At 48.9% G+C, this 24,703-nt stretch carries 17 protein-coding genes; 10 read left to right on the forward strand and 7 right to left on the reverse strand.

Going from position 1 to position 24,703, the window contains the following annotated elements; all coding sequences use genetic code 11:
• Positions 1–123 precede the first annotated feature (123 nt).
• On the reverse strand, positions 124–942 hold the full coding sequence (locus NG795_RS06740; protein WP_367287884.1) for a hypothetical protein: 819 nt from the start codon (positions 940–942) through the stop codon (positions 124–126).
• A 192-nt stretch (positions 943–1,134) separates the two neighbouring features.
• Here NG795_RS06740 and mnmA point away from each other — a divergent pair, with 192 nt between their 5' ends.
• From mnmA to NG795_RS06765, 5 genes are all read left to right on the forward strand, one after another.
• On the forward strand, positions 1,135–2,193 hold the full coding sequence (mnmA, locus tag NG795_RS06745) for a tRNA 2-thiouridine(34) synthase MnmA (RefSeq protein WP_367287885.1): 1,059 nt from the start codon (positions 1,135–1,137) through the stop codon (positions 2,191–2,193).
• Between the two features lie 355 nt (positions 2,194–2,548).
• On the forward strand, positions 2,549–3,730 hold the full coding sequence (gene sat / locus NG795_RS06750; RefSeq protein WP_367287886.1) for a sulfate adenylyltransferase: 1,182 nt from the start codon (positions 2,549–2,551) through the stop codon (positions 3,728–3,730).
• A gap of 194 nt (positions 3,731–3,924) precedes the next feature.
• Positions 3,925–4,146 (forward strand): hypothetical protein, encoded by a 222-nt coding sequence (locus NG795_RS06755; protein WP_367287887.1) that lies wholly within the window; start codon positions 3,925–3,927, stop codon positions 4,144–4,146.
• A gap of 54 nt (positions 4,147–4,200) precedes the next feature.
• Positions 4,201–4,344, forward strand: a complete 144-nt coding sequence (locus tag NG795_RS06760) for a hypothetical protein (RefSeq protein ID WP_367287888.1) — start codon at positions 4,201–4,203, stop codon at positions 4,342–4,344.
• Positions 4,345–4,622: 278 nt separating this feature from the next.
• Positions 4,623–6,890: a caspase family protein gene (locus NG795_RS06765; protein ID WP_367287889.1), complete on the forward strand. Its 2,268-nt coding sequence runs from the start codon at positions 4,623–4,625 to the stop codon at positions 6,888–6,890.
• Positions 6,891–7,001: 111 nt separating this feature from the next.
• Here the strand turns inward: NG795_RS06765 and hppD are convergent, their stop codons facing one another.
• Both hppD and NG795_RS06775 read right to left on the reverse strand, forming a co-directional pair.
• The gene (gene hppD / locus NG795_RS06770; protein ID WP_367287890.1) at positions 7,002–8,135 is read right to left on the reverse strand and encodes a 4-hydroxyphenylpyruvate dioxygenase; all 1,134 of its coding nucleotides are present in this window, start codon (positions 8,133–8,135) and stop codon (positions 7,002–7,004) included.
• Between the two features lie 72 nt (positions 8,136–8,207).
• Entirely contained in the window at positions 8,208–10,046 is a 1,839-nt protein-coding gene (locus NG795_RS06775) for an NYN domain-containing protein (protein WP_367287891.1), read from the reverse strand.
• A 68-nt stretch (positions 10,047–10,114) separates the two neighbouring features.
• Between NG795_RS06775 and NG795_RS06780 the strand changes: the two genes are divergently transcribed.
• Positions 10,115–11,623, forward strand: a complete 1,509-nt coding sequence (locus tag NG795_RS06780) for a UbiD family decarboxylase (RefSeq protein ID WP_367287892.1) — start codon at positions 10,115–10,117, stop codon at positions 11,621–11,623.
• A 490-nt stretch (positions 11,624–12,113) separates the two neighbouring features.
• Entirely contained in the window at positions 12,114–14,516 is a 2,403-nt protein-coding gene (locus NG795_RS06785; protein WP_367287893.1) for a GAF domain-containing protein, read from the forward strand.
• A 220-nt stretch (positions 14,517–14,736) separates the two neighbouring features.
• On the opposite strand, the gene NG795_RS06790 is transcribed toward NG795_RS06785, so the two are convergent.
• On the reverse strand, positions 14,737–15,123 hold the full coding sequence (locus tag NG795_RS06790; protein ID WP_367287894.1) for a histidine kinase: 387 nt from the start codon (positions 15,121–15,123) through the stop codon (positions 14,737–14,739).
• Between the two features lie 189 nt (positions 15,124–15,312).
• Here NG795_RS06790 and NG795_RS06795 point away from each other — a divergent pair, with 189 nt between their 5' ends.
• Complete coding sequence (locus NG795_RS06795) at positions 15,313–15,732, forward strand: Tery_1686 family protein (protein WP_367287895.1); 420 nt, start codon at positions 15,313–15,315, stop codon at positions 15,730–15,732.
• A gap of 139 nt (positions 15,733–15,871) precedes the next feature.
• Here the strand turns inward: NG795_RS06795 and NG795_RS06800 are convergent, their stop codons facing one another.
• From NG795_RS06800 to NG795_RS06810, 3 genes are all read right to left on the reverse strand, one after another.
• A complete protein-coding gene (locus tag NG795_RS06800; protein WP_367287896.1) occupies positions 15,872–18,193 on the reverse strand; it encodes a GumC family protein in 2,322 nt (773 codons plus the stop codon).
• A 250-nt stretch (positions 18,194–18,443) separates the two neighbouring features.
• Positions 18,444–21,014, reverse strand: coding sequence for an SLBB domain-containing protein (locus tag NG795_RS06805; RefSeq protein ID WP_367287897.1), 2,571 nt, complete (start codon positions 21,012–21,014; stop codon positions 18,444–18,446).
• Positions 21,015–21,337: 323 nt separating this feature from the next.
• Complete coding sequence (locus NG795_RS06810) at positions 21,338–23,461, reverse strand: polysaccharide biosynthesis protein (RefSeq protein WP_367287898.1); 2,124 nt, start codon at positions 23,459–23,461, stop codon at positions 21,338–21,340.
• Between the two features lie 492 nt (positions 23,462–23,953).
• Here NG795_RS06810 and NG795_RS06815 point away from each other — a divergent pair, with 492 nt between their 5' ends.
• Together NG795_RS06815 and NG795_RS06820 are read left to right on the forward strand one after the other, a co-directional pair.
• Complete coding sequence (locus NG795_RS06815; protein ID WP_367287899.1) at positions 23,954–24,367, forward strand: hypothetical protein; 414 nt, start codon at positions 23,954–23,956, stop codon at positions 24,365–24,367.
• Between the two features lie 115 nt (positions 24,368–24,482).
• Positions 24,483–24,703, forward strand: a 221-nt coding sequence (locus NG795_RS06820; RefSeq protein ID WP_436836036.1) for a transposase, incomplete at its 3' end; no start/stop codon positions are given.

Below are 24,703 nucleotides of genomic sequence, written 5' to 3' on the forward strand. Positions count from 1 at the left end.
GCCGAATTTGTGAATGAATGGGCAACTCAGAGGGCGGTTGAAAGCCTGGGTTTCCAGGAGTGGGAGCATCTTGTTCCCGATCGGGCTGGTGCTTGATTTTAAGCTTGAGCGTTTCTGGGTTGATTACTCATATTGATGAACCCGAGCATCAATGCCAAAATTACGAATATAGCCGCTTTCTTGTTGAGCCGTGATGCGATTGGGGTAAGGTCCGATCGCCAGATGCGGTCCAAAAGGAGCCGTGCGAACCGAGATTTCTTGGGAGGCAATTCCCGCAGTGGTTAATTGAGTAGTAATCCGGGAAAAGTCATTAGCGTTACCTGGAATTACCACAAAATAGGGATTAGAAATGCCCACAGAGGCACCTGGATCAGCAGCAGTGGCGATCGCCGGGGAGATTGGCTCAATTGTGCCGATCGCTGAGCGAATTCCAACTAATAACTCTAACTCTCGCGCCCGTCGGTAGGCATTGGAGTTATTCACAAACATCCCCGCTTGAATCACCGTTTTTCCGTCCAAATCCTTGATAAATGCCTCCGGTTCGATTAACCGAACTTGGGCGAGAACGATGGGGTTATTGGTGGGGATATAGACCACATAACGACGAGAACTCGGGAGTGGAGGCAGCGGGGGTGGGGCCGGAGGGAGATCAAACTGGGGAATCGGTCCGGGGTCTGCAAAGGGGGGTTGCTGCGCGGGCACCGGAAGTTGGAGGGATGGTTGTAGCTGTTGTTGCGGCTGTTGTAATGGAAATTGTTGAGCAGCGGGAATTTGGGGGAGGGGTGATTGAGCGCTCGCCCGTTGAGAGAGTAGCAACAACTCAGCAGCGACTCCCACCGTTAAACCCAACCCTAAAATCGCCCCTACCCAGACGTCAGGCGATCGGGTCGAACTCCATTCACGATTCCTAGAACTAAACGAACCGAATCGTAGATTTTCCATATAGGGATATCCACTCACCAAGCAGGATCAAGAGGTTTTTAGCCACTCTAGCACAGGAAATTAAAGCGATTTTCCAAAAGAACCAAAAATCTCAATGAATTTGACTGTTAATTCAAACTCGATCTGTTAGCCTAGAAAGAGATTGTTATTGTCTGGCCGAATTGTGTAGATAGCGGCCTTTTATGGGAATTTATGAGCAAAGTCGTCGTTGGCCTCTCAGGCGGAGTGGATAGTTCTACCGCAGCCGCCATCCTACATCATCAAGGATATGAAGTGATTGGTCTTACCCTGTGGTTAATGAAGGGGAAAGGTCAATGCTGCTCTGAGGGGATGGTCGATGCTGCCTCGCTTTGTGAAGAGTTGGACATTCCCCATCACATCGTCGATACTCGCCAGTTATTTCAAGAAAAAATTGTCGATTACTTAGTGGCGGGATATAGTGCCGGGTTTACCCCGTTACCCTGTTCCCAGTGCAATCGGGCGGTGAAATTTGGCCCGATGTTAAGTTATGCCCAAGAAGAACTCGGGGTTGACAAAATTGCCACGGGACACTATGCCCGAGTCAACTATAACGAAGAGACCGGACGATATGAATTACTGCGGGCCGTCGATCGCAATAAAGATCAATCTTACTTTTTGTACGACTTAACCCAAAAATTGCTGGCGGGATGTATGTTTCCCTTGGGTGAAATCACCAAGACAGAAACCAGGCGGATTGCGGCGGAATATGGACTGCAAACGGCTGAAAAGCCGGAAAGTCAAGACTTATGCTTGGTGGAAGCCCACGGGTCAATGCAGACCTTTTTGGAACAGTACATTCAGCCCCAAAAAGGGGAGATTGTAGATGTTGAGGGGAAGGTCCTCGGACAGCATGACGGCATCCATCGCTACACCATTGGACAGCGCAAAGGGATCGGGGTTGCGGCAGCGGAACCCTTATATGTGGTGGCATTGGATGCGGTGAAGAATCGGGTGATTGTCGGCGATCGCGAGTCAGCAACAGAACCAAGTTTCACCGTAGATCGGGTCAATTGGGTGTCGATCGCCCCTCCCACTGCACCGATTCGGGCAGAAGTGCAGATTCGGTATCGAACCTCGCCTGTTCCGGTGACGGTGATTCCTGAAGATCGGGGACATCGCGCCAAACTGGTGTTTGACGAACCACAGTTTGGGGTAACCCCGGGACAAGCAGCAGTTTGGTACGACGGCGATCGCGTCCTCGGTGGTGGGATTATCGAACAGTTATCCTAGGACCAGAAACCGGGTTTCTTCCTTGAATTGCGGCAACTTGCCAGAGATGGGCTGAAGAAACCCGGTTTCTCACCCCAGGGACCAGAAACCGGGTTTCTTCCTTGAATTGCGGCAACTTGCCAGAAATGAAGTAAAGAAACCCGGTTTCTAACCTGTTGTGTACTTTTGCCCTCAAAAATTTAAAAGCCCCAATATCAGCAACCCGGTTTTTCAACAAAGCCGGGTTGTTGATATTGGGGCAATGTTGGGGTGAATGCGATCGCCGGAATCGAGGCGTGTCAAACGTCCCAGATACCAGTATCATAAAAAATTAGCAAAGCTTAAGAATTGAACTATATCTGAAAGAGGGATCGTTTTGAGTCAACATCCAGATGCGATCGCCCCCCACGGCGGTCACTTGATTAATCGTATCGTCAGCCCCGCTCAAAAGCAGGAATTTCTTGCCCAAGGCGAAACCATGCCTCGCCTGCAACTGAGCGATCGCGCACTCTGTGACCTTATCCTAATTGCTATTGGTGGTTTTAGCCCCCTGACGGGTTTCATGGATCAAAAAGATTATGATCCCGTTGTCACAGATATGCGCTTGGCGAATGGTCTCCCTTGGTCCGTTCCCATCACCCTGCCGGTGAGTGAAGAAATCGCTGAACCCCTGAAAGAAGGGAGTTGGATCCGCTTAGATGACACCGAAGGCAAATTTGTCGGCGTCCTGGAACTCACCCAAAAATATCGCTACAACAAGGCATTAGAAGCGGTTAACGTCTATCGCACCGAGGACCAGAATCATCCCGGGGTCAAAGTCTTGTATGAGCAAGGACCCATCAATCTAGCGGGACCCATTTGGTTGCTTGATCGCGAAGCGCATCCCCAATTTCCCAATTACCAAATCGACCCCGCGCAATCTCGCGAACTATTTCGGGAAAAAGGGTGGAAATCCATCGTTGCCTTCCAAACCCGCAACCCCATCCACCGCGCCCACGAATATATTACAAAATGCGCCTTGGAAAGTGTGGATGCCTTATTCCTGCATCCCTTAGTCGGCGTAACCAAAGGGGATGATATTCCCGCCGATGTTCGGATGCGTTGTTATGAAATTCTCATGGAAAAATATTACCCGAAAGACCGGGTAATTTTGGCAATTAACCCCGCAGCAATGCGCTATGCCGGACCGAGAGAAGCGATTTTCCACGCCTTACTCCGGAAAAATTACGGCTGCACTCATTTTATTGTCGGTCGAGATCATGCCGGAGTGGGGGATTACTACGGCACATACGACGCTCAACATATTTTTGATGAGTTTGAACCCGGGGAATTAGGAATCGTGCCCATGAAGTTTGAGCACGCTTTCTTCTGTAAGTTGACCAAGAGTATGGCAACGACGAAAACAAGTCCAAGTAACCCGGATCAGCGGATTCACCTGTCAGGAACTAAGGTGCGGGAGATGCTGCGGAATGGGGAGTTACCCCCGCCAGAGTTTTCTCGTCCAGAAGTGGCTGCCGAACTCGCCCGGGCGATGCGGGTGGCTGTGGAGTCTTACTAAGGGAACTCCATTAAATAAACTCTGCAAAAAACCCACAGGCTGAAGCCTGGGGCTATACGGACGAAGCCCGCCTGCGCGGGCTAATACAGTCTAATTAGATGCTTAACCATCAGATTTGGATGATTTATTTGTTGGAATACCCTAACTGACTTGGAAGACAGGGGTATAGCGGTTCCCGGACTCATGAGGTGCAGATGCGCTTGATTCTTGAGGAGTGCGTTGGCGAAGCCTGTACTGAGGCACTCCCAAAGAATGTCCGATCGCTCTCGGGACAAGGCACTGCCTTGTCCTCCCCTCCCCTGATGGAGCGATCGCCTCCCTATGAAACCGCAGTTAGACCCAGGGAAAGCAAAATTCCTCCTTATGGTTTTGACCGATCGCCATTGAAGGGGTACTATATAGTAAAGAGGAAATAATTTCCTGCCTCAACATTGCGAAACAATCGCTAAAATTTGGTCTGGTTGTCCCCATTGGGAGACGGAAACGGCGGGAAAATACAACAGAAAGAACGCCAGGAAAATATTAGAAGAAAACTGGCGAGTGGTGACGAAGATATGGGCAAAATTGCCAAAGACTTAATGCAAAGTTTAGCTTTGTTTGCCAGACTCTCTTAACAAAAGAATATTAAAGATGCGGGTTCTAGGAGAGGATAAACCTCGCTGAATCCCAGAGGGGTGAAGAGACACTAGGGGAAGGAAGACCCCACGGGCGATCGCAACGGATCCCGGTATAAAGTGGTTCTCAGGACCGAACTTAGGGAATGGACTCCCCAGGATTAGACCAGAATCAACCCGTGATGAGTCACCGAAGAAAGAAACAGCCCCTCGGGTTGCCACGAGTCCATTCCCGTTTAAAAATAAGCGTTATAAGGGTAAGAAGGACAATTTAGGGAATGGGACTGAAGCGACGAGAATTTTTACGCAGGGCAAGCGGCATCCTAGCCGGGTTGGGAATTAGCGAGTCCATCATCTGGAAATCGAGCCAGCGCTATTACCAAGCTTTGGCAGCACCCGCCTCTGGCAAGTTGGCGTTATTAGTGGGGATCAACGCCTATCCGGGCTTAAATCCCCTTTCCGGTTGTGTCACCGATGTGGAACTGCAACGACAACTGTTGATCTATCGGTTTGGGTTCAATCCCCGGGATATCGTCATCCTCACCGATGAACAAGCCACTCGTGCCAATATTGAAGATGCTTTTATCAATCACTTGGGACAGCAAGCCACAAATGGGGATTTGGTGGTGTTCCACTTTAGTGGATATGGGCGGCGGATTAATTGGGACCAATCCACCACGGGATTGCAAACCAGTTTGATGCCGGTGGATGGGGGAACCGGCAGTGGGGGACGACCGGCCAATGATATTTTAGAAGCGACCCTCTGGGAACTGTTGCGATCGCTGAAAACGGACCGGGCGATCGCTGTCTTGGATACCAGCTACAGCTATCCGGGGACCACCCTCCAAGGAAATCTCCGAATTCGTTCCCAGCAAGGGGTTCCCACAGGCAATCCCAGTGATGCCGAACTTGCCTTTCTGGAAACCATTAGCCCGAAACCCACCTTATTGTTTCCGCGATCGCCCTCTTCCCTTAAAGGGGTAGTTTTGGCCGCCTCCGGTGCCAATCAGTTAGCCACGGAAGGGCGATGGAATGGCTTTAGCGCCGGAGTCTTTACTTATGCCATCACCCAGCAACTGTGGTTAGCAACTCCCGCTAATACGCTGCAATCTAGTCTCCAAAAAGCCTCTTGTTCCGTCCAGCAAATTGCAGGTTTTCCCCTGCAACAACCCCAACTTTTAAAAACATTAGAAGCGCCACCGCCTGGGGAAGGGAACAATCCTCCTGATGAAACCTTACCGAGTTTTGCCTTTAATCAACCGAGTGCCGAGGGTGCTGTTACAGCGATAGAAGACAATGGTCAAACAGCAGTTTTATGGTTGGGAGGACTTCCGATCCAGGCGATCGAATCCTTAGAAGTCAATTCAATGTTAACCCCGGTTGCTTTAGCTGGAACCGATGCGCCATCCTACCGCTTACAGGTGCGATCGCGAGACGGATTAACCATTAAAGCGCAAGTTTTAGGGTCGGACAAATCAACCCCTCCGTCTCCCAACCCGGTGAAAGTCGGTCAAGTCGTCCAAGAAACAGTCCGGACCATTCCCCGGAATATCAACTTAACCATTGCCTTAGATGCTGGATTGCAACGCATCGAACGGGTGGATGCCACCAGTGCCTTTGCTGGAATTCCCCGAGTGACCACGGTGATTGCCGGAGAACAACCGGCAGACTATTTATTTGGGCGAGCTCAAGAGGCGATGTTAGCGCAACTGCCGAGTTCCGCCTTACCGATAATTCCCCCCGGCAGTTATGCGCTGTTTTCCCTGGGGAAAAACCTGCTGCTGAATACGATGGGAGAACAGGGAGAAGCGATTAAATCCTCTGCTCAACGGTTAGTGCCGCAACTGCAAACGTTACTGGCAACTAAATTATTGCGCTTGACTGCTAATGAGGGGTCTTCTCGGTTGGGAGTGCGGGTCAACTTGGAAACTTTGGGACCTGACGGCAAGGCGATCGTCCAAAGCGAAACCCGTCGCGCCCCTTGGGAAGCCCCCAAGTTATCTGCGGTTCCTCTGTCGCGGAACGGGAATAGTCCGTTAGGGGTTCCCTTGGGGAGTCGGATTCGGTATCGGGCCTTTAATTATAGCGATCGCCCCCTGTACTGCCTCTTGTTTTCCTTAGAAAACAGTGGCAATGCGGTGGTTCTCTATCCGTCTGATGACCCGAACAGTTCTAATACTGGACAAACTCAGCCCACCTTAGAACAAAATCTACTGCTTCCCGGGGAAACTTTGACGATTCCTACGGGTTCGGGAACCGGATCCTGGGTGGTTCATGGTCAAGCGGGATTAACAGAAACCCAAGTAATTTTTTCATCCAGTCCGTTTGCTAAAACCTTTTCCGCCTTATCCGGTGTCATGCGTCCCCAAGGAGATGCCCAACCCCTGATTCCCGTGACCAATCCCCTGGCGATCGCGCAAGCGATTTTACAGGACCTCCATACTGCCAGCATTGCCAGTCTCCCTAATGCCAACTCTTCCCCCGATCGCTGGGCGCTTCATGTGGATCACTGGGCCACTCTCAGCTTTATCTATCGGGCGATTTAACAGGGCATTAGAAACCGGGTTTTTTACCCCATCTTTGGCAATTGGTAACCAATTTCGGTAAAAAACCCGGTTTCTTCTCTTCAGGGCCTCAACCTAGTTCGATTAGGGAGATTAGGCCGAATGTTCCACTCGTTTCAGTTGTTCTCGTTCGATTGCCTCAAATAAAGCTTGAAAATTTCCTTCGCCAAATCCTGCCGCCTCCTCTCGGCGCTCAATCACTTCAAAAAAGAAAGTCGGTTGTTCAAAAATGGGTTGAGTAAAGGTTTGCAGTAACAGGGAATTGGGGGTTTCAGCAAGCCAATCTACTAAAATTTTTTTCCTTTGAATGTCCTGCCACTCTGCCGACCCTTCATCAAATCCCAGACGTTGGCGCAGGGTTGCATAATAGGTGGGTGGCACATCAATAAATGAGACTCCATTTTTCCGTAACTGAGCAACGGTTCCCAGAATATTATTCGTTTTTAAGGCAATATGCTGAATTCCTGGACCCCGATTGAGTTCTAAAAATTCTTGAACTTGAGAAGTATCGGATGTCGGTTCATTAATGGGGAACTGGATTAGACTGTCGGGATAAATCATCACCTGAGAGTGTAATCCAGACCGTTCGGTTTGAATATCAAAGGTTTGTTGACCTTGAAAACCGAAAACTTTTTCATACCAGCATAAAGCAGTTTTTAAGTCTCCTTTTTCGACATTTAAAACAAAATGGTCGATATTGAGATAAAGACTATTAGGGAGAGGGAGAGAGATAGGGTGAGCGAGATTTTTGGGGTCAGAGTAGATTGATTCTTCAATGTTTTCCTCGGTCCAAAACGGATAAATCTCGTTAGTAAAATTCCCGATCGCCCCCTTGGGGTCACCCCGTTGAATTAAGGTATGACTCAATTCTCCCCATCCGGCAATTTTTGCCCATTTTAAGGGGGGAAAAGACGAGGGTTGTTCCTGGATGGGTTGTAAGACTTTGGCACCGGCAGCAGTTGCTTGATTCAAGCAGGATGCTAAATCCTGAACCGCAAAGGCAATATCAGCGACTCCCGGAGGATGGCGATCGAGATATTCCGCAATCGGAGAAGCAACAGACAAGGGGGAAGAGAGTGCAAACCGAACTAAACCACTTTGAATCAGTTCCGTGTGAGTGTCGGTGTCGGTGAAACTGGCGACTGCCTCAAATCCTAGGTAATCTACGAACCAGTCCCGTTGTGCCGTAGCATCTTTAACGTAAAAGTGAATGTGATCGATTTCCATGAATCCGATATCACTGCCCTCAATAACTCTAATGCCCTTTAATTTTACTCGTTTCCTCAAAAACCGGAGGGGTTAAGGAGTGCGGGACACTAGGGCGACTTGATAGACTTGTCCGATTTTTTTTAATTTAAAGGCTTTAGATAAATCCAGAAAGCGGGTTAATTTTCCCTTGATTTGCAAGGGTTTCATAATTTGGGTAATAGGCACTCCATATTCCGCGTTAAATTCACTCGCTAGGGCGGAGAGAGGAAGGGAATTTCCCGGAGAATTTTCGGTTAATTTCACCAGTAAGTCTATTAAACATTTTTCTAAGTCGGCCGGGGTATTGATGACCCAAGAAGATGCAGAATTGATGCCCGATATCAGGGGTGAAGTTTTAGGAGTAGGGCTGTGTTTTTCCCGGATAATGACTTCACCTGTCTGAAGGGAGGGGGTCAGGGAAAATCTGGAACTTGACTGTAAAAATTTACTAAAATTTCCCCCGAGTCCTAATTTTTTAATAATCCAATTCGGGTTTTGACCGTAGAGTTCTTTAAATTCTGAACCTAGCATTCCGGTGGAAATAGGCATTCCGGGATATTTCTTGTGCAGGGAAGCGATCGCCCGTTCTAATGCCAGTTCGACTTCTTCTCTCCCATCAAACCCATTGGGGAGGGAATCCTGCGGTATCGTAGGGGGTTTTAGACACAGGGTTTGAGCATTAAAATCTGGGCTGGATTTTAACGCCATGCCATCGAATAAAGCAATATAAAATTCTGGATCTCCTGGGACTTGATGGACCACAAAATCATCTGGGCGATCGCAAAAGATGTCCCGGGCTTTTTTCCCGGGTTCTGAGGCGATCGTTACTTGACTCAGGGGGATGTGATAACGGTCCTGAAATAGCGCACAAACTCGGGAAAATTTAATCCACTGTTTACCGCTTCTTGTCTGTTCAGCAGTGAGGATACCCTTGAACATTTTAACGCATTCTTCCACCGAAAAAACCGGGTTAATTTCCTCCATCCCATAAGTCTGAGTTTTACCCGTCTGTGTGTTTAAAACGGTTAAAATTTTTCCCTGTTTGCGAACTAAATAAACCCTTAAACCGTGAGTCTGAAGCGTAGTACATAAATGAGTCATGACTCCATCGGATGAACAAACTAACACCTCCTTTGCATTGGGATAGTGGACAAAAATAGAGGAACCCACCGTTGCCATTTTCACATCCGCACTATCTTTCCCCGGGGGAACATGAATCAGTTCATAATGACGCTTATGGAGTTGAACATCCTTTTTTCCCATTCTTTGCCAATTAGCAAACGCAATTTTAATTTGTAAATCATATTGACAGACTTGTTTTAAAAATTTTTCTGCTTGTTCATCTAAGGATAAATTCTCAGCATCTAAAAGTAAAATAGCAATCCCCCCTACCGAGGATTTTTTGAATGCATTAAAGTGGGCTGCCATTCCCAAAGATACGGCCTCGGGCAGATTAAAGCCCAAGCGTAGGGCAAATTGTTCTAAACTTTGAGTTTCAAGGTCTGATTGAACCGTCAGAGTACCCGGGGCCAGGGGTGATTCACCCGGGACCATTGAAGCGGGAAATTTAAGTAAGGCTTGAAAGTTTTGGATTAATTCTAAAAATTCATAAGACACAAAAAATGGAGGTTTCATGAACGATTCTAACAATTTCATGAATTTGCGAACCAAGGTGTCTATGTCCTGATTATTTTGTCCCAGTTCAGTGGCAATTTTTTCTGATAATTTATCTGAAAATTCGGGGCGATGCCAGGAGTAATTTCTAAATTTTTCATGCAGCCATTCGGGATGGCGCTGATAGGCGATTAAAAGGGTTTGAGAAATTAAACGACTTAAAGGCGCGATCGCCTCTAATCCCTGATGAGTAGTCAAACTCGGATCGTCTCGCATAGCGATTCCCGTAGAAAGTGACAGTATTCCATCATAATAAAAGACGATAGCTCGATTGATGGATAAACATGGCACGAGATTTACGGGAATTCCTGAACCTCCTAGAAAATAGGGGACAACTCCGGCGGATTACCACCTGCGTTGACCCGGATTTAGAGATAGCCGAGATTTCCAACCGGATGCTACAAGCTGGAGGACCCGCACTCCTATTCGAGAATGTTAAAGGATCAGCCCATCCCGTCGCAATCAACCTCTTAGGGACCGAGGAACGAGTCTGTTGGGCGATGAACATGGAAAAACCCCTAGAATTAGAGGAACTCGGCAGGAAACTGGCCCTATTACAACAGCCTAAACCCCCGAAAAAAATTGCCCAGGCGGTAGAGTTTGGCAAAGTGCTCTTTGATGTCCTCAAGGCAAAACCCGGACGGGACTTTTTCCCCGCTTGTCAGCAAGTGGTGATTCAGGGGGATGACTTAGACTTAAACCAGTTACCCTTAATTCGTCCCTATTACAAAGATGCAGGGAAAATCATCACTTTGGGATTGGTGATTACCAAAGATTGTGAGACAGGAACGCCTAATGTCGGCGTGTATCGCTTGCAGTTGCAATCTCACAATACCATGACGGTGCATTGGCTATCGGTACGCGGTGGGGCCAGACATTTGCGAAAAGCCGCAGAACAGGGTAAAAAACTGGAAATTGCGATCGCCCTCGGGGTCGATCCCTTAATCATTATGGCCGCTGCCACCCCCATTCCCGTAGACCTTTCCGAATGGCTATTTGCCGGACTCTATGGCGGTTCTGGGGTCGCCCTCGCCAAATGCAAAACCGTGGATTTAGAAGTTCCAGCAGACTCAGAATTTGTCCTAGAGGGAACCATTACCCCGGGGGAAGTCCTCCCCGATGGACCCTTTGGCGACCACATGGGCTATTATGGCGGGGTTGAAGATTCCCCCTTGGTCCGCTTTCACTGCATGACCCATCGCCAAAATCCGGTGTATCTGACCACCTTTAGCGGACGTCCCCCCAAAGAAGAAGCGATGATGGCGATCGCCCTCAATCGAATTTATACCCCAATTTTGCGACAACAAGTCTCGGAAATTGTAGACTTTTTCCTGCCAATGGAAGCCCTAAGTTACAAAGCGGCGATTATTTCCATTGATAAAGCCTATCCAGGCCAAGCGAGACGGGCCGCCTTAGCCTTTTGGAGTGCCTTACCCCAGTTTACTTACACCAAATTTGTAATTGTGGTAGATAAAGATATTAATATTCGTGACCCCCGCCAAGTGGTTTGGGCCATTTCCTCTAAAGTTGACCCGGTACGCGATGTCTTTATTTTACCCAATACTCCCTTTGATAGTTTAGATTTTGCCAGTGAAAAAATTGGCTTAGGCGGACGCATGGGTATCGATGCCACTACCAAAATTCCACCCGAAACCGAACATGAATGGGGAGAACCTTTAGAGTCAGATCCCGAGGTAGCAGCAATGGTCGATCGCCGTTGGGTCGAGTATGGTTTAGCTGATTTAAAATTGGCCGAAGTTAATCCCAACTTATTTGGATATGACATTAAATAAGCCGGTTAAATTAGCCCAAATTTTACGATGAAAACTTGCCTCACCTTTGTCTGGTCGAATCGGTAATCACAAAGCCCGCCCAGGCGGGCTAATTTAAAACCAATATTTCCCAGCTAGATTTAGGATTAAGCCGCTCAACTGTTGTTCTCAAATGGGCCAAATAGAAATAGCCTAAAAATTTTCGCGGACCCCTCCCAACAGAGGGAAGACTCTAGCTTGGCACTTCCCTCGAAATCGGATATCATCATTCTAAGAAAGAAAATATAATAGGCTGGTCATATCACTTGAATGAGAAAATGGCCTGGAGCCAAGAATAATACATTAAAGTCAGGGTTAATTTCTACGCCGGTTCAGTGGAGCAGAGTCACCGAATAATCACGAGGGGAGCCTCTCCAGAAGCGGGGGAATACAGGGTTCAAAAATAACTAAAGTCCAGGCAACGGCATCAGTGTGAAGACCAGCAGGCCCAAACAGCATCTATCCCAAAATCATGAATGATTCTACGTCAATCTTCAATAGAGATATAGACTCCTATGGGGAGATAGACCCGCTTTCAGGTGAAATTTCTCCGACAGCTAATCAGGAATCACTGTCCGATGAGGATGCACTGTGGCAGAGCCTGTCTGGGGATTTATCGGCATCGTCGGAAGGGGAAAAAATTAGAATTTGGAAGAACAATTTAGACTGTCTCAGTCGATTGGGACGGGGGACGAAACTCTTAATCGCAGCGTTTGAACCCCAAAATTTTACCCTCTGTTATGGCAACCCAGCCTTGTGTCAACTGGCGGGAATTCAGCCGAGTCTGGATCAACAAAGCCAGGACGATCGCCAAATGTTGTTGCACCACTTGCTACAGGAACACCTGAGTGAAGGCGATCGCCAGGGCCTGGAACAGTTATATCGGCGTCAAGTGCTGTTGCGAATTTTGGGCGATCGCTATGGAATTGACCTCAAGAGTCAGTTGGGATGGGATGAACCGGCGATCGTTAGCTTTAATAGCCCCAACTACTCAGAACCGAGGATGATCGAGTTTTGGGTGAATGTGGCAGGACTTAAAATTATTCCCCTCGATCCAGCTCAAGATGAGTTTGCAGATTTACGCCTAGAACAGCACTCCGGACGCGAAAATTCAGAAAGTTTTACGGACCTCTCTACCTTAGAAAGCTTAGAACAGCAAGTCTGTTGGGAGAATTATCGCGTTGAAGGGTTACTCATCCTAGAAGGGGTGGATGTGACCCTTCGGGAGACCATTCGGGAGATTTCCCGGTTACTGATTAGTACCCACTCGATTTTACGTCCCGATCGCTTTCGGCAAATTAATCAGCACCTGAAATCCCTGTTTAGATGTGACAACAGCTTTATCCTCAGTACCGAACGAGATCCCGTCCGCCTGTTTGTAGAAACGAAATCGAGAAACTTGAGCGTCACCAGTTATGCTCTGGAGTCCCTCCAAGGGTCCCACTTCCTGCAAGCGGCTGAAGCCAATCGGATATGGAATGTCACCGATTTAAGTGCCGATTGGACCGGGGAATGCGAGAAGCAACTGGTCGAGGGGGGAGTGCGTTCCTTGTTATTGATTCCCCTGGTGGTCCAAGTGAGCGGAAATAATTCAGGATTAGCAAAGCGATCGCCGTCCCAATCCCAGCAAATGGTTGGATTAGTCGGTTTAACCAAGACCAATCCGCATCATTTCCATCCCATTGATATTCGCCGGGGAGAGGAACTGATTGCGCCGTTTACGGTGGCCTTACGCCAAATTGTCCAACAACAGTTGACCCAATTTACTAACATTCATCCCTCTGTAGAATGGCGGTTTATTCAGGAGTTAGAACGGCGTAGTTGGGGATTGCCACCGGAGGCGATCGTCTTTGCCGAACTTTATCCGCTATATGGGATATCGGATATTCGCGGGTCCTCAGACGAGCGGAACCGAGCCATTGAAGCCGATTTAATCGAGCAGTTTCACCTCGGCTTAGCCGTGGTAGAGGAGGTTTGTGCTGAGGAGAAACAGAGTTTTGTGGAACAACTGAGACTGGATTTGTTAGAACGAATTGAAGCGATCCAACGGGGGGTCACCGTGGATGCAGAAGTCACGGCGATCGAGTATTTGAAAGAGCATTTGGAAGGGTATTTTGACTATTTTTCCCACTGTTCACCCTTAGCAGCAGAGGCTGTGGCAACCTATCGAGCCGCTTGTGATAATGAACATGAGTGCGTTTATATGGCGCGATCGCGCTATGACGAGACCGTCAATCAAATTAATGCGCGCTTAAGAGACACTTGGGAGATTTGGCAGGAGAAAATGCAAAAAATCATTCCTCATTACTGTGATGTGGAATGTAGTGATGGCATTGATCACATGATTTATGCAGGGGCAGCGATTAATCCATCCTTTTCGCGCTTTCATTTGCACAGTTTACGTTATGAACAACTTCGGGCCGTTTGTGACTGTGCTCGCGTAGCATTGAGAATTCAAGCCGATTACCAAACGACCCTAGAAGTGACCCATTTGGTTTTGGTGCAAGATTGCACCGTGGATATTTTTCATGATGAAAAGACAGAGAGACTTTTTGATGTTCGGGGAACCCGGGATACCCGGTATGAGATTGTCAAAAAACGAATTGATAAGGGAGTAGAAGCACAAACCGGCGATCGGATTACCCGCCCGGGGATGTTAACCGTGGTCTATGCGACTAACAAGGAATGGGAAGAATATGAACAGTATTTGCGCTATTTAGCCCGGGAAGGTTGGGTGGCAGAGCGGATTGACTTTGGCACTGTCGAACCCCAACCCGGAGTCTCTGGCCTCAAATTCGCCCGGGTTCAGGTTCTTCCTGCACCCAGTTCATTGCCGGATCTGGCACTCAATGGCGCGCAACCTCCTGGTGAGTGAGGGGATGGCGATCTCCGTTCCCCCGAAGAGGGTCTGGCTACAGTAGAGGGCAGACCGAACTTACCACACACAATCATGGATTATGAGTGATTGATGATTGATTAGGCATCAAGGGTTTAGAGCCACAGGGTTGCCCCTCTCCACAGTCTCAGTGCATAAGTCCGAACGACGGATGGGGGCAAACCCTCACGCCCCTCTCAATTCTGACCGATTGACAGATTTACTCGATTTTCCAACCTTCCTCGGGTAACAGACGACACCCTTGTAATCCCAAAGCGGGATTTTGACGATAGTCTTCTTCTGGAATCCAAACCTGGACGGTTAAATCAGCTCCTACCGAGTAGATGTATTCGGCATTGGGGTCATAGTTCATCGTGACTTTGAGGTTAGAGAAATCATCCTCACAGATTTCAAAGCCGAAACGAACTACAATCTGCGCTACTAAGCACTCCGGTGTATCGTGGTATTCTCCAGCCGCCTCTCGTTCTTGGCAAAATTTACCGAGAAAGGGTTTGAGAATGCGGCGAACCTTGTCCGGCGCTCCATTTCTACTGGCATAGATGATTGCCGGATTTCCTTCTACAACGATTTGACAGGGTATAGACATGGGTGTGATTCCTACTCGTTCGGAAACGGTACCAATACTTGCGATACCGTTATCAACATAATATTTTGGCCTAAAGCCACCCCGTGCCGTTCATTTACACCGATGAAATTTTTACCGAGTCGTAAAAGACGACCCTCAATCTAAACGTTTTAACATCAATATCTATTGGTCAGTGGAGGATAATTGGGCGTGAATGCAGCAGAACAGGTTAAAAATTTTGAACTCGCCAGCAAGATTGCGGCAGTCGTTAATCTTTTTAAGTTACAGTTTCCTGACGCACGGGCGGATTTGAAACCTTGGGTGAATGACCCCAATACCCAAGAACTGGTGGATCCTGATTCCATTGATATTGGATTTCACTTTCCCGGATGGAGTCGCTCATTGCAGAGTCGGAGTATTTTAGTTCAAATTCGGTTTCATGAGGACCCCTTGGATGGCGATCGCCGGGCGATCGGAGTGGAATCAGCCGGTTACAATCATCAAGGACAACAATGGCGATTTTCAACAGTGGAAAACTGGCGCTTTGTAGGAGCAACGGAGCCCGTTACTGAGGTACAGGACAAGTTAAAAACCTTTTGCCAGCAGACTTTTGAGTTGTTTAATGGGTAGTTTGAGGAGACGGGGATAGATCCTTTGTCCTTGGTGGATCGGGGAGTTGGAGCAATACTCGTGACTTGGCTGGAGCCAAGTCACGAAGAAACGACTGAAGTCGTTACTACAAACTTGTGTATTCTCCCTATCCTTGGGATTAAAGAGAAATAGCCTCTTCTTCCTCCGCTTCCAGTTCCCGATCGCGTCCATTGTAGTGCCGATCGCCATAGTCCCAGGAGCTGTTTTGTCCTTGAACGCCGTTGGCAATAATCCCCAGGACCCTGGTATTGCCAGTTTGCAATTCGGCGATCGCTTGTTGGAGGGCGGGTTTCTCGGTTTGACCCATGCTGACCACTAACCCAATTCCATCGGTATAGGCGGCTAAAACTCGACCATCTACGACCCCGAGGAGGGGAGGGGTATCATAAATCACCAGGTCAAATAAAGCGTGCCATTGCTGCATCAGGTTGTGCATTTTTTCAGAAGACAACAACCGGATGGGGTCTGGGGGTGTCGCACCGGCAGTCAGGATGAACAGATTGGGTTCCACGGGCGATCGCTGAATGGCCTCATTCATATCCATTTCCGTCGCAATCAGATGGGTTAACCCTTGACGGTTGGGTAATCCCAATCGTTTATGGACTTGGGGCCAGCGCAAGTCGGCATCCACCAGTAACACTCGCTGTCCCATTGAGGCAGCAGCTTCGGCGAGATTGACGGCTACCGTTGATTTACCTTCAGCAGGAATTGCCGAGGCGATCGCCATTGAGCGCAGGGGTTTACCAGGAGTCAGGAAGCGGATATTAGCATTGAGTGCGCGGAATGCTTCTAAAAAGCCAAAATCGCGGACATCTTGGAAGGCAGCACTACCGCGAGCATCCGCAGAGGGGAGAACCACCGAGCGATCGCTCGCCGGGATCAACCCTAAAATCGGCAAGCGCGTCGCCTCTTTTAAGTCTTCCGGAGAATGGAAGACATTATCCAAGCGATCGGCTAATAATGCCGCCCCAAATCCCAACATCAACCCCAACATCGCCCCTAAAACCATGTTCCGAGGCAGACTTGGCGAAACCGGAACCGGATTTCCATCTTCATCCCGAGGAATCGTCGGTTGGGAAATTACTTCCCAAGGCACCTCTCGTTCCGCTGCATCCACCCGCAACCCTTCCCTACGGGCTAATAATTCAGTGAGGGTTGTGTTAGCAATCTGGAGTTCCCGCTGCAAATCTGTGTACTGGCGGAGAATAATGGGAAATTGTTCGCGGTATTCGCTTAACATTTTTGCCGCCTCCCCAAGAACTTGATTTCGCACCTGGAGGACTTGAATTTGGCTGGCAGCTTTGACCATTTCCTGAATCAGGCCCGTGCGAACCGTGTTTTGGAAGGGAGCTTGGGGGTTACCCACTACGCCGCCCGGTAGCTGACTCCCTAACACTTCCGAAGCTTCCTGTCCTAAAAGTAACTCGATGGTTCGTCGCTCTTCTAAGAGAACTTGGACTTGGGGTGAGTTTGGGGTAAACCGAGTTGACTCAGCAGCAATTTTATTTTCTAGTTCTTTGAGTCGATTAAGTCGAGCTTGATAGGTGGGAGCTTCACTTAAAACTGAAGCGGCGATCGCTGTCCCCGGTTCGAGTCCAATTTGTCGCCGCAACGTTTCATACAATTGTTGCTGCTGAACCAGTTGAGCTTGAGCGTCTAATAGCTGGTCATCTAGTTTGGTGAGTTGTTGAGCCAGTTGTTCCCCTTGTAACTCGGGTTCAATAAGGTTGTACTCCTGACGAAATTTCTGGAGTTGTTCTTGCAGGGTATCCACCCGCTGCCGTAACTGTGGGAGTTGGTCTTCAATAAATTGAATCCCCTGACTAATATTGCTTTTGCGGTCTTCTAAGCTGTATCGCAGGTAAGCATTTTGGAGCGTTTCCAAGACAAACTGAATTTTCTCCGGTTCCACATCTCGGTATCGAACTTCGAGAATTTTAGTATTTTTATTGAAGCGATCGAGGGAGAGGGGCGGTTTCTTGCCCCCGATTATCGAGTTATACTCCAGTTCGGGATAGCGAGCTCGGATCTGCTGAATGATAGGGTCCATCAGTTTGGGACTTTGTAAAACCGCTAGTTGGCTATCATAATCCAAGCCCGAACTTTGTCCTTGCAGAAACTGTCCCCCCAGACCCCCTGCCAGAGCAGAAATCCGAGAAAAATTATCATCCTGACTGGTGACTGGCTCCACCAGAATTTGGAAATTGCCTTCATACTCTGGGGTTTGGTTGGCAGTCCAGACGGCAACACCACCTGTGACGAGAGTCGCAACGCCCAGAATCACAAAGGCTCGACGACGAATCACAGCAAATAGCTGACCGAGATCCAATTCTTCCTCATCGGGATCTTGGAATTCAGCCATATAAGGCATCGGCACGAACTGTGACCCATTGCCTGGGTGGTGAAGAGTTAACGGCTGAGGATTGGGTGCGCTCTCCATGTCAATCTCTGGTGATGGTGTATTCCTTCGTATCGTAGCAGTCTCGTTAGAGGATTGTGCGATGAATCAGGATAGGTTATTCGAGAACTGGATGGCTCCCAAGATGGACCCTGACTCGAACGTTCCTAAGCTCAGGATACCGGATGAGATCAAGGGAACCAAAAACTGGGTTTCTTGACCCAATTTGTTGCTGATTAGCAGAGATTGTGTAAAGAAACCCGGTGGGTCTGCCCTTGACTGTACCGACGCTTTAGAACAGATTAAAAAATCGCAAGATTCCAAACAGAGAGAATACAGAATTGGTCACCTGCCCGAGTGGGCTAATTCTATCTCCGAATGTCGCTAACCCCGTACGCCCGACCACAATCACATCATTGTTTCGTAGAATGGGATTAGTCCCTTCATCAAGTCCCTGAGCAAAATCAATGGGAATGGTTTGCCGAGACACGGTGCCATTGGGGTTTAACCGAATCAGTTCCACGTCATCTTTTTCCGCCCGGGTATTATTAAATCCTCCCGCTACCAAAATCGCTTGGTTTAACGAAGCATTGGGGGGTAATTCTACTACTCCCGGTTGCTGAATTTCACCGACAATATTGACTTGAATCCGGTTGGGAGAGAAACTTGCCGTCGCCAGTCTGGGGGCTTCTGCTAAATCAATATTAGTTGCGGTTTGGACCACAATCGTATCCCCTTGTTGCAGCAGAACATCTTGGTTCAAATTGCCATTTTCCAAGAGTTCCCACAGATTCACATCAATAATTTGTTGGGTGCCATTGTTGCGTTGCCGCAGCACTTGAATCCGCCGAATATCCGCAGTTGGGGTGATCCCTCCAGCAATTTTAATGGCTCGGGTGACTGTGGGCAGTCCCACTACACCCCCACCCGTGCCAGGAGCCGTGAGAGTTTCCAGATTCCCAGTGGCGGCGACATCCTCCCCGGAAACGGTATAGGTTCCAGGACGGTTGACCTCTCCCACGATCGCAATATTCAGGGGGGTAGCGGTATTTGCGGCAAAGTTAGTCGTGGCGATGCGAGCCGTTTCTATTTGATTGGGGTTACTCGCCGTTGGCACTTCAATCGTATCCCCTTGTTGGAGAATGATATCCTGACTGAAATCCCCGCGATCGAGCATTTCCCATAAATTCACCACAATTGTTTGAGGAGAACCGGCTTTCGGGCGACGGTTGACGCGGATTTCGCGAATATCTGCGGATAAGGTGACTCCCCCAGCAGTTTGCAAGGCACGAGTGACGGTGAGGAGTCCACCGGCTTCATCCACTCGCGTCACAGTGTACGAGCCTGGACGAGTCACTTCCCCTGACACTGCAATATTGACAGGTTGATTTAGACTACCTGCAAAACTGGCTTCAGCTAATAGGGTAGATTCTGCCGCATTAAAGCCCGTGCCGGTGGGGACATAAATCGTATCCCCTTGTTGGAGAATAATATCTTGACTGAGATCTCCTTGCCGAAGCAATGCCCAGAGGTTGACCGGGATCCTTCGTGCTGGACCGGCCTGGGGTTGCCGCAACACTTGAATTTCGCCTAACTGTGCTGATTGTGTAACGCCACCGGCAGTTTGTAAAGCTCGGGTGACAGTTAAGAGTCCCCCTGTCTCATCCATGCGGGTGACGGTGTAGGAACCGGGTCGGCTCACTTCACCGACTACGGCAATATTGACAGGTTGAGTCGGGTCCCCGGCAAAATTGGCCTGGGCTAACCGAGAGGATTCGGTGGGGTTAAATCCACTGCCGGTAGGGACGAAAATTGTATCCCCTTGTTGGAGAATAATATCTTGGCTGATATCCCCATTTAAAAGCTGCCAGAGGTTGACCGATAAGATTTGGGCGGGTCCAGATTTCGGTTGTCGTCGCACTTGAATCTGACCGACTTCGGCAGATTGGGTGACGCCACCAGCAGTTTGGAGAGCACGGGTAAGGGTCAGAAGTCCACCGGCTTCCGCATCTCCTGCCACGGTGTAGGAACCGGGTCTATTAATTTCTCCGACTACGGCGATATTGATGGGTTGAGAAGAATCCCCTGAAATGCTGGCCTCAGCAAGCTGACGCGCATCGTTGGCGTTAATGTTGGGATCGGGAGGAATAAAGATGGTGTCCCCATCACGAATGGTCACGTCTTGGCTGAGATCCCCCAACTGGACTAGGGTGGTAAGGTCGATGGTAATGAGTTGATTTGGCCCCCCTCTAGACCGCCGTAGAAGCTGCACCTGACGAATATTTGCGGTTGAGGTAATCCCTCCGGCAAGTTCAATAGCTGTAGTGATTGTGGGCCTGGGGCTACCCGCTTCATTCATGGCGATGATATAGGAACCAGGTCTTCTGACTTCTCCAGAAATCCCCACTTGAACTGGACGACGCGCCATTACGGAGATAGTCAGGAACTCTGGTCGTTGCAGGTAGGGGGCATAGAGGTTTCTGAGTCGGCTGGCTGCTTGCTCTAAGGTTAAGCCTTCTACTGAAACTCTGCCGACCAAGGGCAGATTTAAGGTGCCATCGACTAAGACTTGATGTTGACCATTTTCTCCGCTGTATTCGGGGACGTTAAAAATATCGATTTGAATGCGATCGCCAGGACCGAGGGTATAGGCTTCTTGCAAGGCTGCTCCCTGGGCCAAGAGTCGGGGTTCTTGTTCGGGTGCTAAAGATGGCTGTGCAACCGCAGGGAGTGCTGTAATCAGGGCGACTAATATCGAGAATGTCAACCCGGGGACTGACTGGGCGATCGGTTGTCTGAGGTCCGGTCTGCTAGACCGTCTAGGGGAATGAGATGGGGGAGAAAAGGACTCTGCACTGACCATATAGTTAAAGATGGAGTTGTCGCTTAAGAATTTATGTAGGGAAATTGGAATTGAGCAAGGATGGGGAATAGAAGAACCCCTGCTGTTTGCTGGGGTCATGCCCGAGCAATCAACTCGGAGAATCGATGGGGTAAACTCAACCCGGGGGAGGTCGGACAGCTAAATCTGGAGGCACAGGGCGATCGGCATATATTACCGACTTGATCACCCTTAAGTTAACCCAGATGGACGGTTTCATCCCATTCAAGCGTCAAAATTTTTCTCCTCCTGAAGCCTAGGCTTGAAGATGGGTTCTCAAACGATGCGTAAGTCCTGTAGGAGGGTTAGGGTAGGATAACGCTATCACTGCCAGCACCTCTTCCCTCTACAGGCAGACTCGAAAACACCGTTGCTTCATTTTTGCCAGAGCCATTCAATTTGGAAGCGCCAATCCCCTTGGGTTCTTCTAAAGGGGATCGGGATGTTAACCGAGGAGACCGAAAACCTAGGGAGGAAGGCTGATACTCGGGAACTAAGCGTTGCAATTCGGCTCGAATGGCTACCACATCATCGGTGCGAGTTTTGTGAACCAGGGCTTCTAAAAGGGGCTGTAAAAATTCCCAGTGAATTTTCGCTTCTTGGGCGCAAAAGATTTTAGGATGCTGAGTCGGTCTTGCTTTAGCACTATCGACTAATAATTCTTCGTGCAGTTTTTCTCCCGGTCTTAAGCCGGTAATTTTAATATCAATATCCTTTCCGGGTACTAACCCACTCAGCTGAATCATCTGCAGTGCTAAATCATAAATCCGCACAGGTTCACCCATATCTAACAAGAAGATTTCCCCGCGTTTTCCCATTGCTCCGGCCTGAATCACCAAGCGGGCGGCTTCGGGGATAGACATAAAATAACGAGTCATCTCCGCATGGGTGACGGTGATGGCTTGACCCTCAGCGATTTGCTTGCGGAATCGGGGAACCACTGAACCACTACTATCGAGAACGTTGCCAAACCGCACGATGGTAAAGCGGGTGGAAATCCCCGATCGCTCCGCTAAAGCTTGGACAATCAGTTCCGCTACCCGTTTGCTGGCCCCCATAATATTGGTGGGACGAACGGCTTTATCGGTGGAAATCAACACAAAATTAGCCACCCCACAGTCGATCGCACAGCGTACCGTAGTCCAAGTCCCGACCACGTTGTTAATAATTCCTGGAGCAGGATTGGCCTCTACCAAGGGAACGTGCTTATAGGCGGCGGCATGATAAATCGTATCCACCTGATATTGGGTTAGAACTCCAGCCAGCCGCTGCTCATCATTGACTGAACCCAAACAAGCAACGCACTTGAGGGTAGGATAAGCTTCCGCTAATTCCATATCGATGCTATAAAGGGCAAATTCCCCTAATTCATATAGCACCAAACATTTCGGCTGTTGTTGAGCAATTTGGCGGCACAATTCCGAGCCAATTGACCCCCCGGCTCCAGTGACCAAAACGGTTTTTCCGGTGATATTCATCCGCAGCAATTCTGGATCGGGGATGACTTCTTCCCGCCCGAGGAGATCAGCGATATCAATATTTCTAATTTCACTAATGGAGACTTGACCGGATAAAATTTCGCCAATACAGGGAACAGTTTTGACCGGCAGGGACAGGAACTGTAAGCCTTCTAAAATTTGCCGCTTTCTGATGCGCTCCACCGAAGGCATTGCCAATAAAATAGTATCAAAAGGCTTTTGGAGTTGGAGTCTCGGTAATGTTGTGGGAGAGTAAACCGGGAGTCCTTGAATATTTTGATTGGCTAAAGATGGGTCATCATCGACAAAAGCAACGGGTTGGTAGCTTGGGTGATGAGCGAGGGATTGAGCTAGTTGCGAGCCCGCCCAACCGGCACCATAAATCACAATCCGTTCGGGGGTTTGATTTTGCCGAGGCAGACCGATCAGGGTATTCACCAGCCAGCGTAGAGACAGACGCACTCCCACTACCAACAACAGGGTGAGCAGCGCATCATTCAGGAGGACCGATCGCGGGAGCTGTAGGAACTCAAAGAAATAGGCCAGGAGAACAAAAGCGCCGGAACTGAACAGCACCGCTTTCGTGGCGGTTAATAAGAATTCCAAGCCTGCATACCGCAGCACCGGGCGGTACATTCCCGTCACCAGGAAGACCAAAGGCTTGATCACCATTAGAAGCAGAATCAGCCACAGATAGGGCCAGGTTTGTTGAATTGGCAAGAGATCGCTGAACCGGAGTCCAAACGCCCCATAGATGGCGACCAGAAAGACTGCCGTATCCAGACTCAACAGGATCAGACGTTTCTGGGGCCTTGAGAGGGAAGCAGCGATGGACTGAAAGGCAGTCCCTAGGTTGTTTATCAGCCAGTGTTGGGTCATGGGAACAGTATAAATTCCATAACGCTCGTTATGCTTGGACTGGGATCCGTGGGAGTTGAGAGCAACTTTCATAGAGATCTATGAATTTCCCGGATTGCTGAGAGTTCCCTCAATCCCCGATTACCGGATCCAGACGAGGGGTAAGCGGCGATTTGCAACAAATCTTTAAAACTTTGTTGATTATAGGGGATTGTTACTAGGTTGGGAACTTTTGCCTGCACCCTATCCCGCTGAGGTGGAGCCATTAAAACCGAGCCTCTTTGACACAGGCTCATCCCCATCATGGGTAGTTCTACATCAGGACTTAGGTATTCCCGCCTAAACGACTTCAGTCGTTCCCCTCCGGTGTTCGTAGTAACGACTTCAGTCGTTATCCCCTTCGGTGTTCGTAGTCAGTCAGTAAACTTAATTCATCTGGCTCCTTCTGGCAGACCCAAAATGAGGGGCGTCCCAATAACGCACGAGTGAGCGCTTTTCTTCCCGCGACTGAAATGACCCCTATTCCGATAATCTAGTTGACATAAAACTAGATCCAGAAACGTCCTGGGTGCAACGAGGCACAAGATGACCGAACCGAAAGTTACTAAAATTGATTTACTGCTGGCTTTGATGAGTGATGGGGAGTGGCACTACCCGAGTGATCTAGTAACCGTCAGCCATCGCTTTGGGGATACGATGCACCGAGCCAAGGAAAAGGGATATTTGATTGAAACCGAACGGATTAAAGGAAATGATTGTAGATATCGATTAATCGGACATGAAGACTCCCGGTTTTGGAGCGAATTTCTCAAAAAACAATCCCAACAAGGTTCTCAGTTGGGAACGGGTAAATGTCCCAACCTGCAAGGGTATAGGTTTGAAAATATCTCAGGTGTCCCCAATAGCAATACTGTCACGATTGAATTGCGATCGCCTTCGGGCCATCAACAACACCTGACGATTTCATCCGCGGGAATTCTTAAGTTTTTGTTAGAGTAAACCCCCCAATTCCTCCGCTCAGTTCCTTGCCTAACAATACCTTCGCCAAAAAAGGGAGGGCTAACGTAGTACACTTGTTGTTTACCACAACCACAAATGACATCTACATTAGCCCATGAAAGACATCTTACCACTTTTACAATGCCTCAGCCCAGTCGTAGGGGCCACAAGTGTCCGTCAATTAAGCCGGATTGCCAAAGCCATACTGGCAATGGAGGGCCGAGTGACCATGTTGGGGATTTCTCGTTGGACCCCAGTTGGGGGCAGTTATCGCACGGTACAACGATTCTTTTACACGGTTTTACCTTGGGCCACAATGTTGTGGGTATTTTTTCG

Source organism: Laspinema palackyanum D2c (assembly GCF_025370875.1).
In the GTDB taxonomy this organism is placed as follows: domain Bacteria; phylum Cyanobacteriota; class Cyanobacteriia; order Cyanobacteriales; family Laspinemataceae; genus Laspinema; species Laspinema palackyanum.

What these genes read in the sequence shown, in the direction of transcription:
- NG795_RS06740 (WP_367287884.1), bottom strand. Translation starts at nt 942, where the DNA reads ATGGAAAATCTACGATTCGGTTCGTTTAGTTCTAGGAATCGTGAATGG.
- mnmA (WP_367287885.1), top strand. Translation starts at nt 1,135, where the DNA reads ATGAGCAAAGTCGTCGTTGGCCTCTCAGGCGGAGTGGATAGTTCTACC.
- NG795_RS06755 (WP_367287887.1), top strand. Translation starts at nt 3,925, where the DNA reads ATGCGCTTGATTCTTGAGGAGTGCGTTGGCGAAGCCTGTACTGAGGCA.
- NG795_RS06765 (WP_367287889.1), top strand. Translation starts at nt 4,623, where the DNA reads ATGGGACTGAAGCGACGAGAATTTTTACGCAGGGCAAGCGGCATCCTA.
- hppD (WP_367287890.1), bottom strand. Translation starts at nt 8,135, where the DNA reads ATGGAAATCGATCACATTCACTTTTACGTTAAAGATGCTACGGCACAA.
- NG795_RS06775 (WP_367287891.1), bottom strand. Translation starts at nt 10,046, where the DNA reads ATGCGAGACGATCCGAGTTTGACTACTCATCAGGGATTAGAGGCGATC.
- NG795_RS06780 (WP_367287892.1), top strand. Translation starts at nt 10,115, where the DNA reads ATGGCACGAGATTTACGGGAATTCCTGAACCTCCTAGAAAATAGGGGA.
- NG795_RS06785 (WP_367287893.1), top strand. Translation starts at nt 12,114, where the DNA reads ATGAATGATTCTACGTCAATCTTCAATAGAGATATAGACTCCTATGGG.
- NG795_RS06790 (WP_367287894.1), bottom strand. Translation starts at nt 15,123, where the DNA reads ATGTCTATACCCTGTCAAATCGTTGTAGAAGGAAATCCGGCAATCATC.
- NG795_RS06800 (WP_367287896.1), bottom strand. Translation starts at nt 18,193, where the DNA reads ATGGAGAGCGCACCCAATCCTCAGCCGTTAACTCTTCACCACCCAGGC.
- NG795_RS06805 (WP_367287897.1), bottom strand. Translation starts at nt 21,014, where the DNA reads ATGGTCAGTGCAGAGTCCTTTTCTCCCCCATCTCATTCCCCTAGACGG.
- NG795_RS06810 (WP_367287898.1), bottom strand. Translation starts at nt 23,461, where the DNA reads ATGAAAGTTGCTCTCAACTCCCACGGATCCCAGTCCAAGCATAACGAG.
- NG795_RS06815 (WP_367287899.1), top strand. Translation starts at nt 23,954, where the DNA reads ATGACCGAACCGAAAGTTACTAAAATTGATTTACTGCTGGCTTTGATG.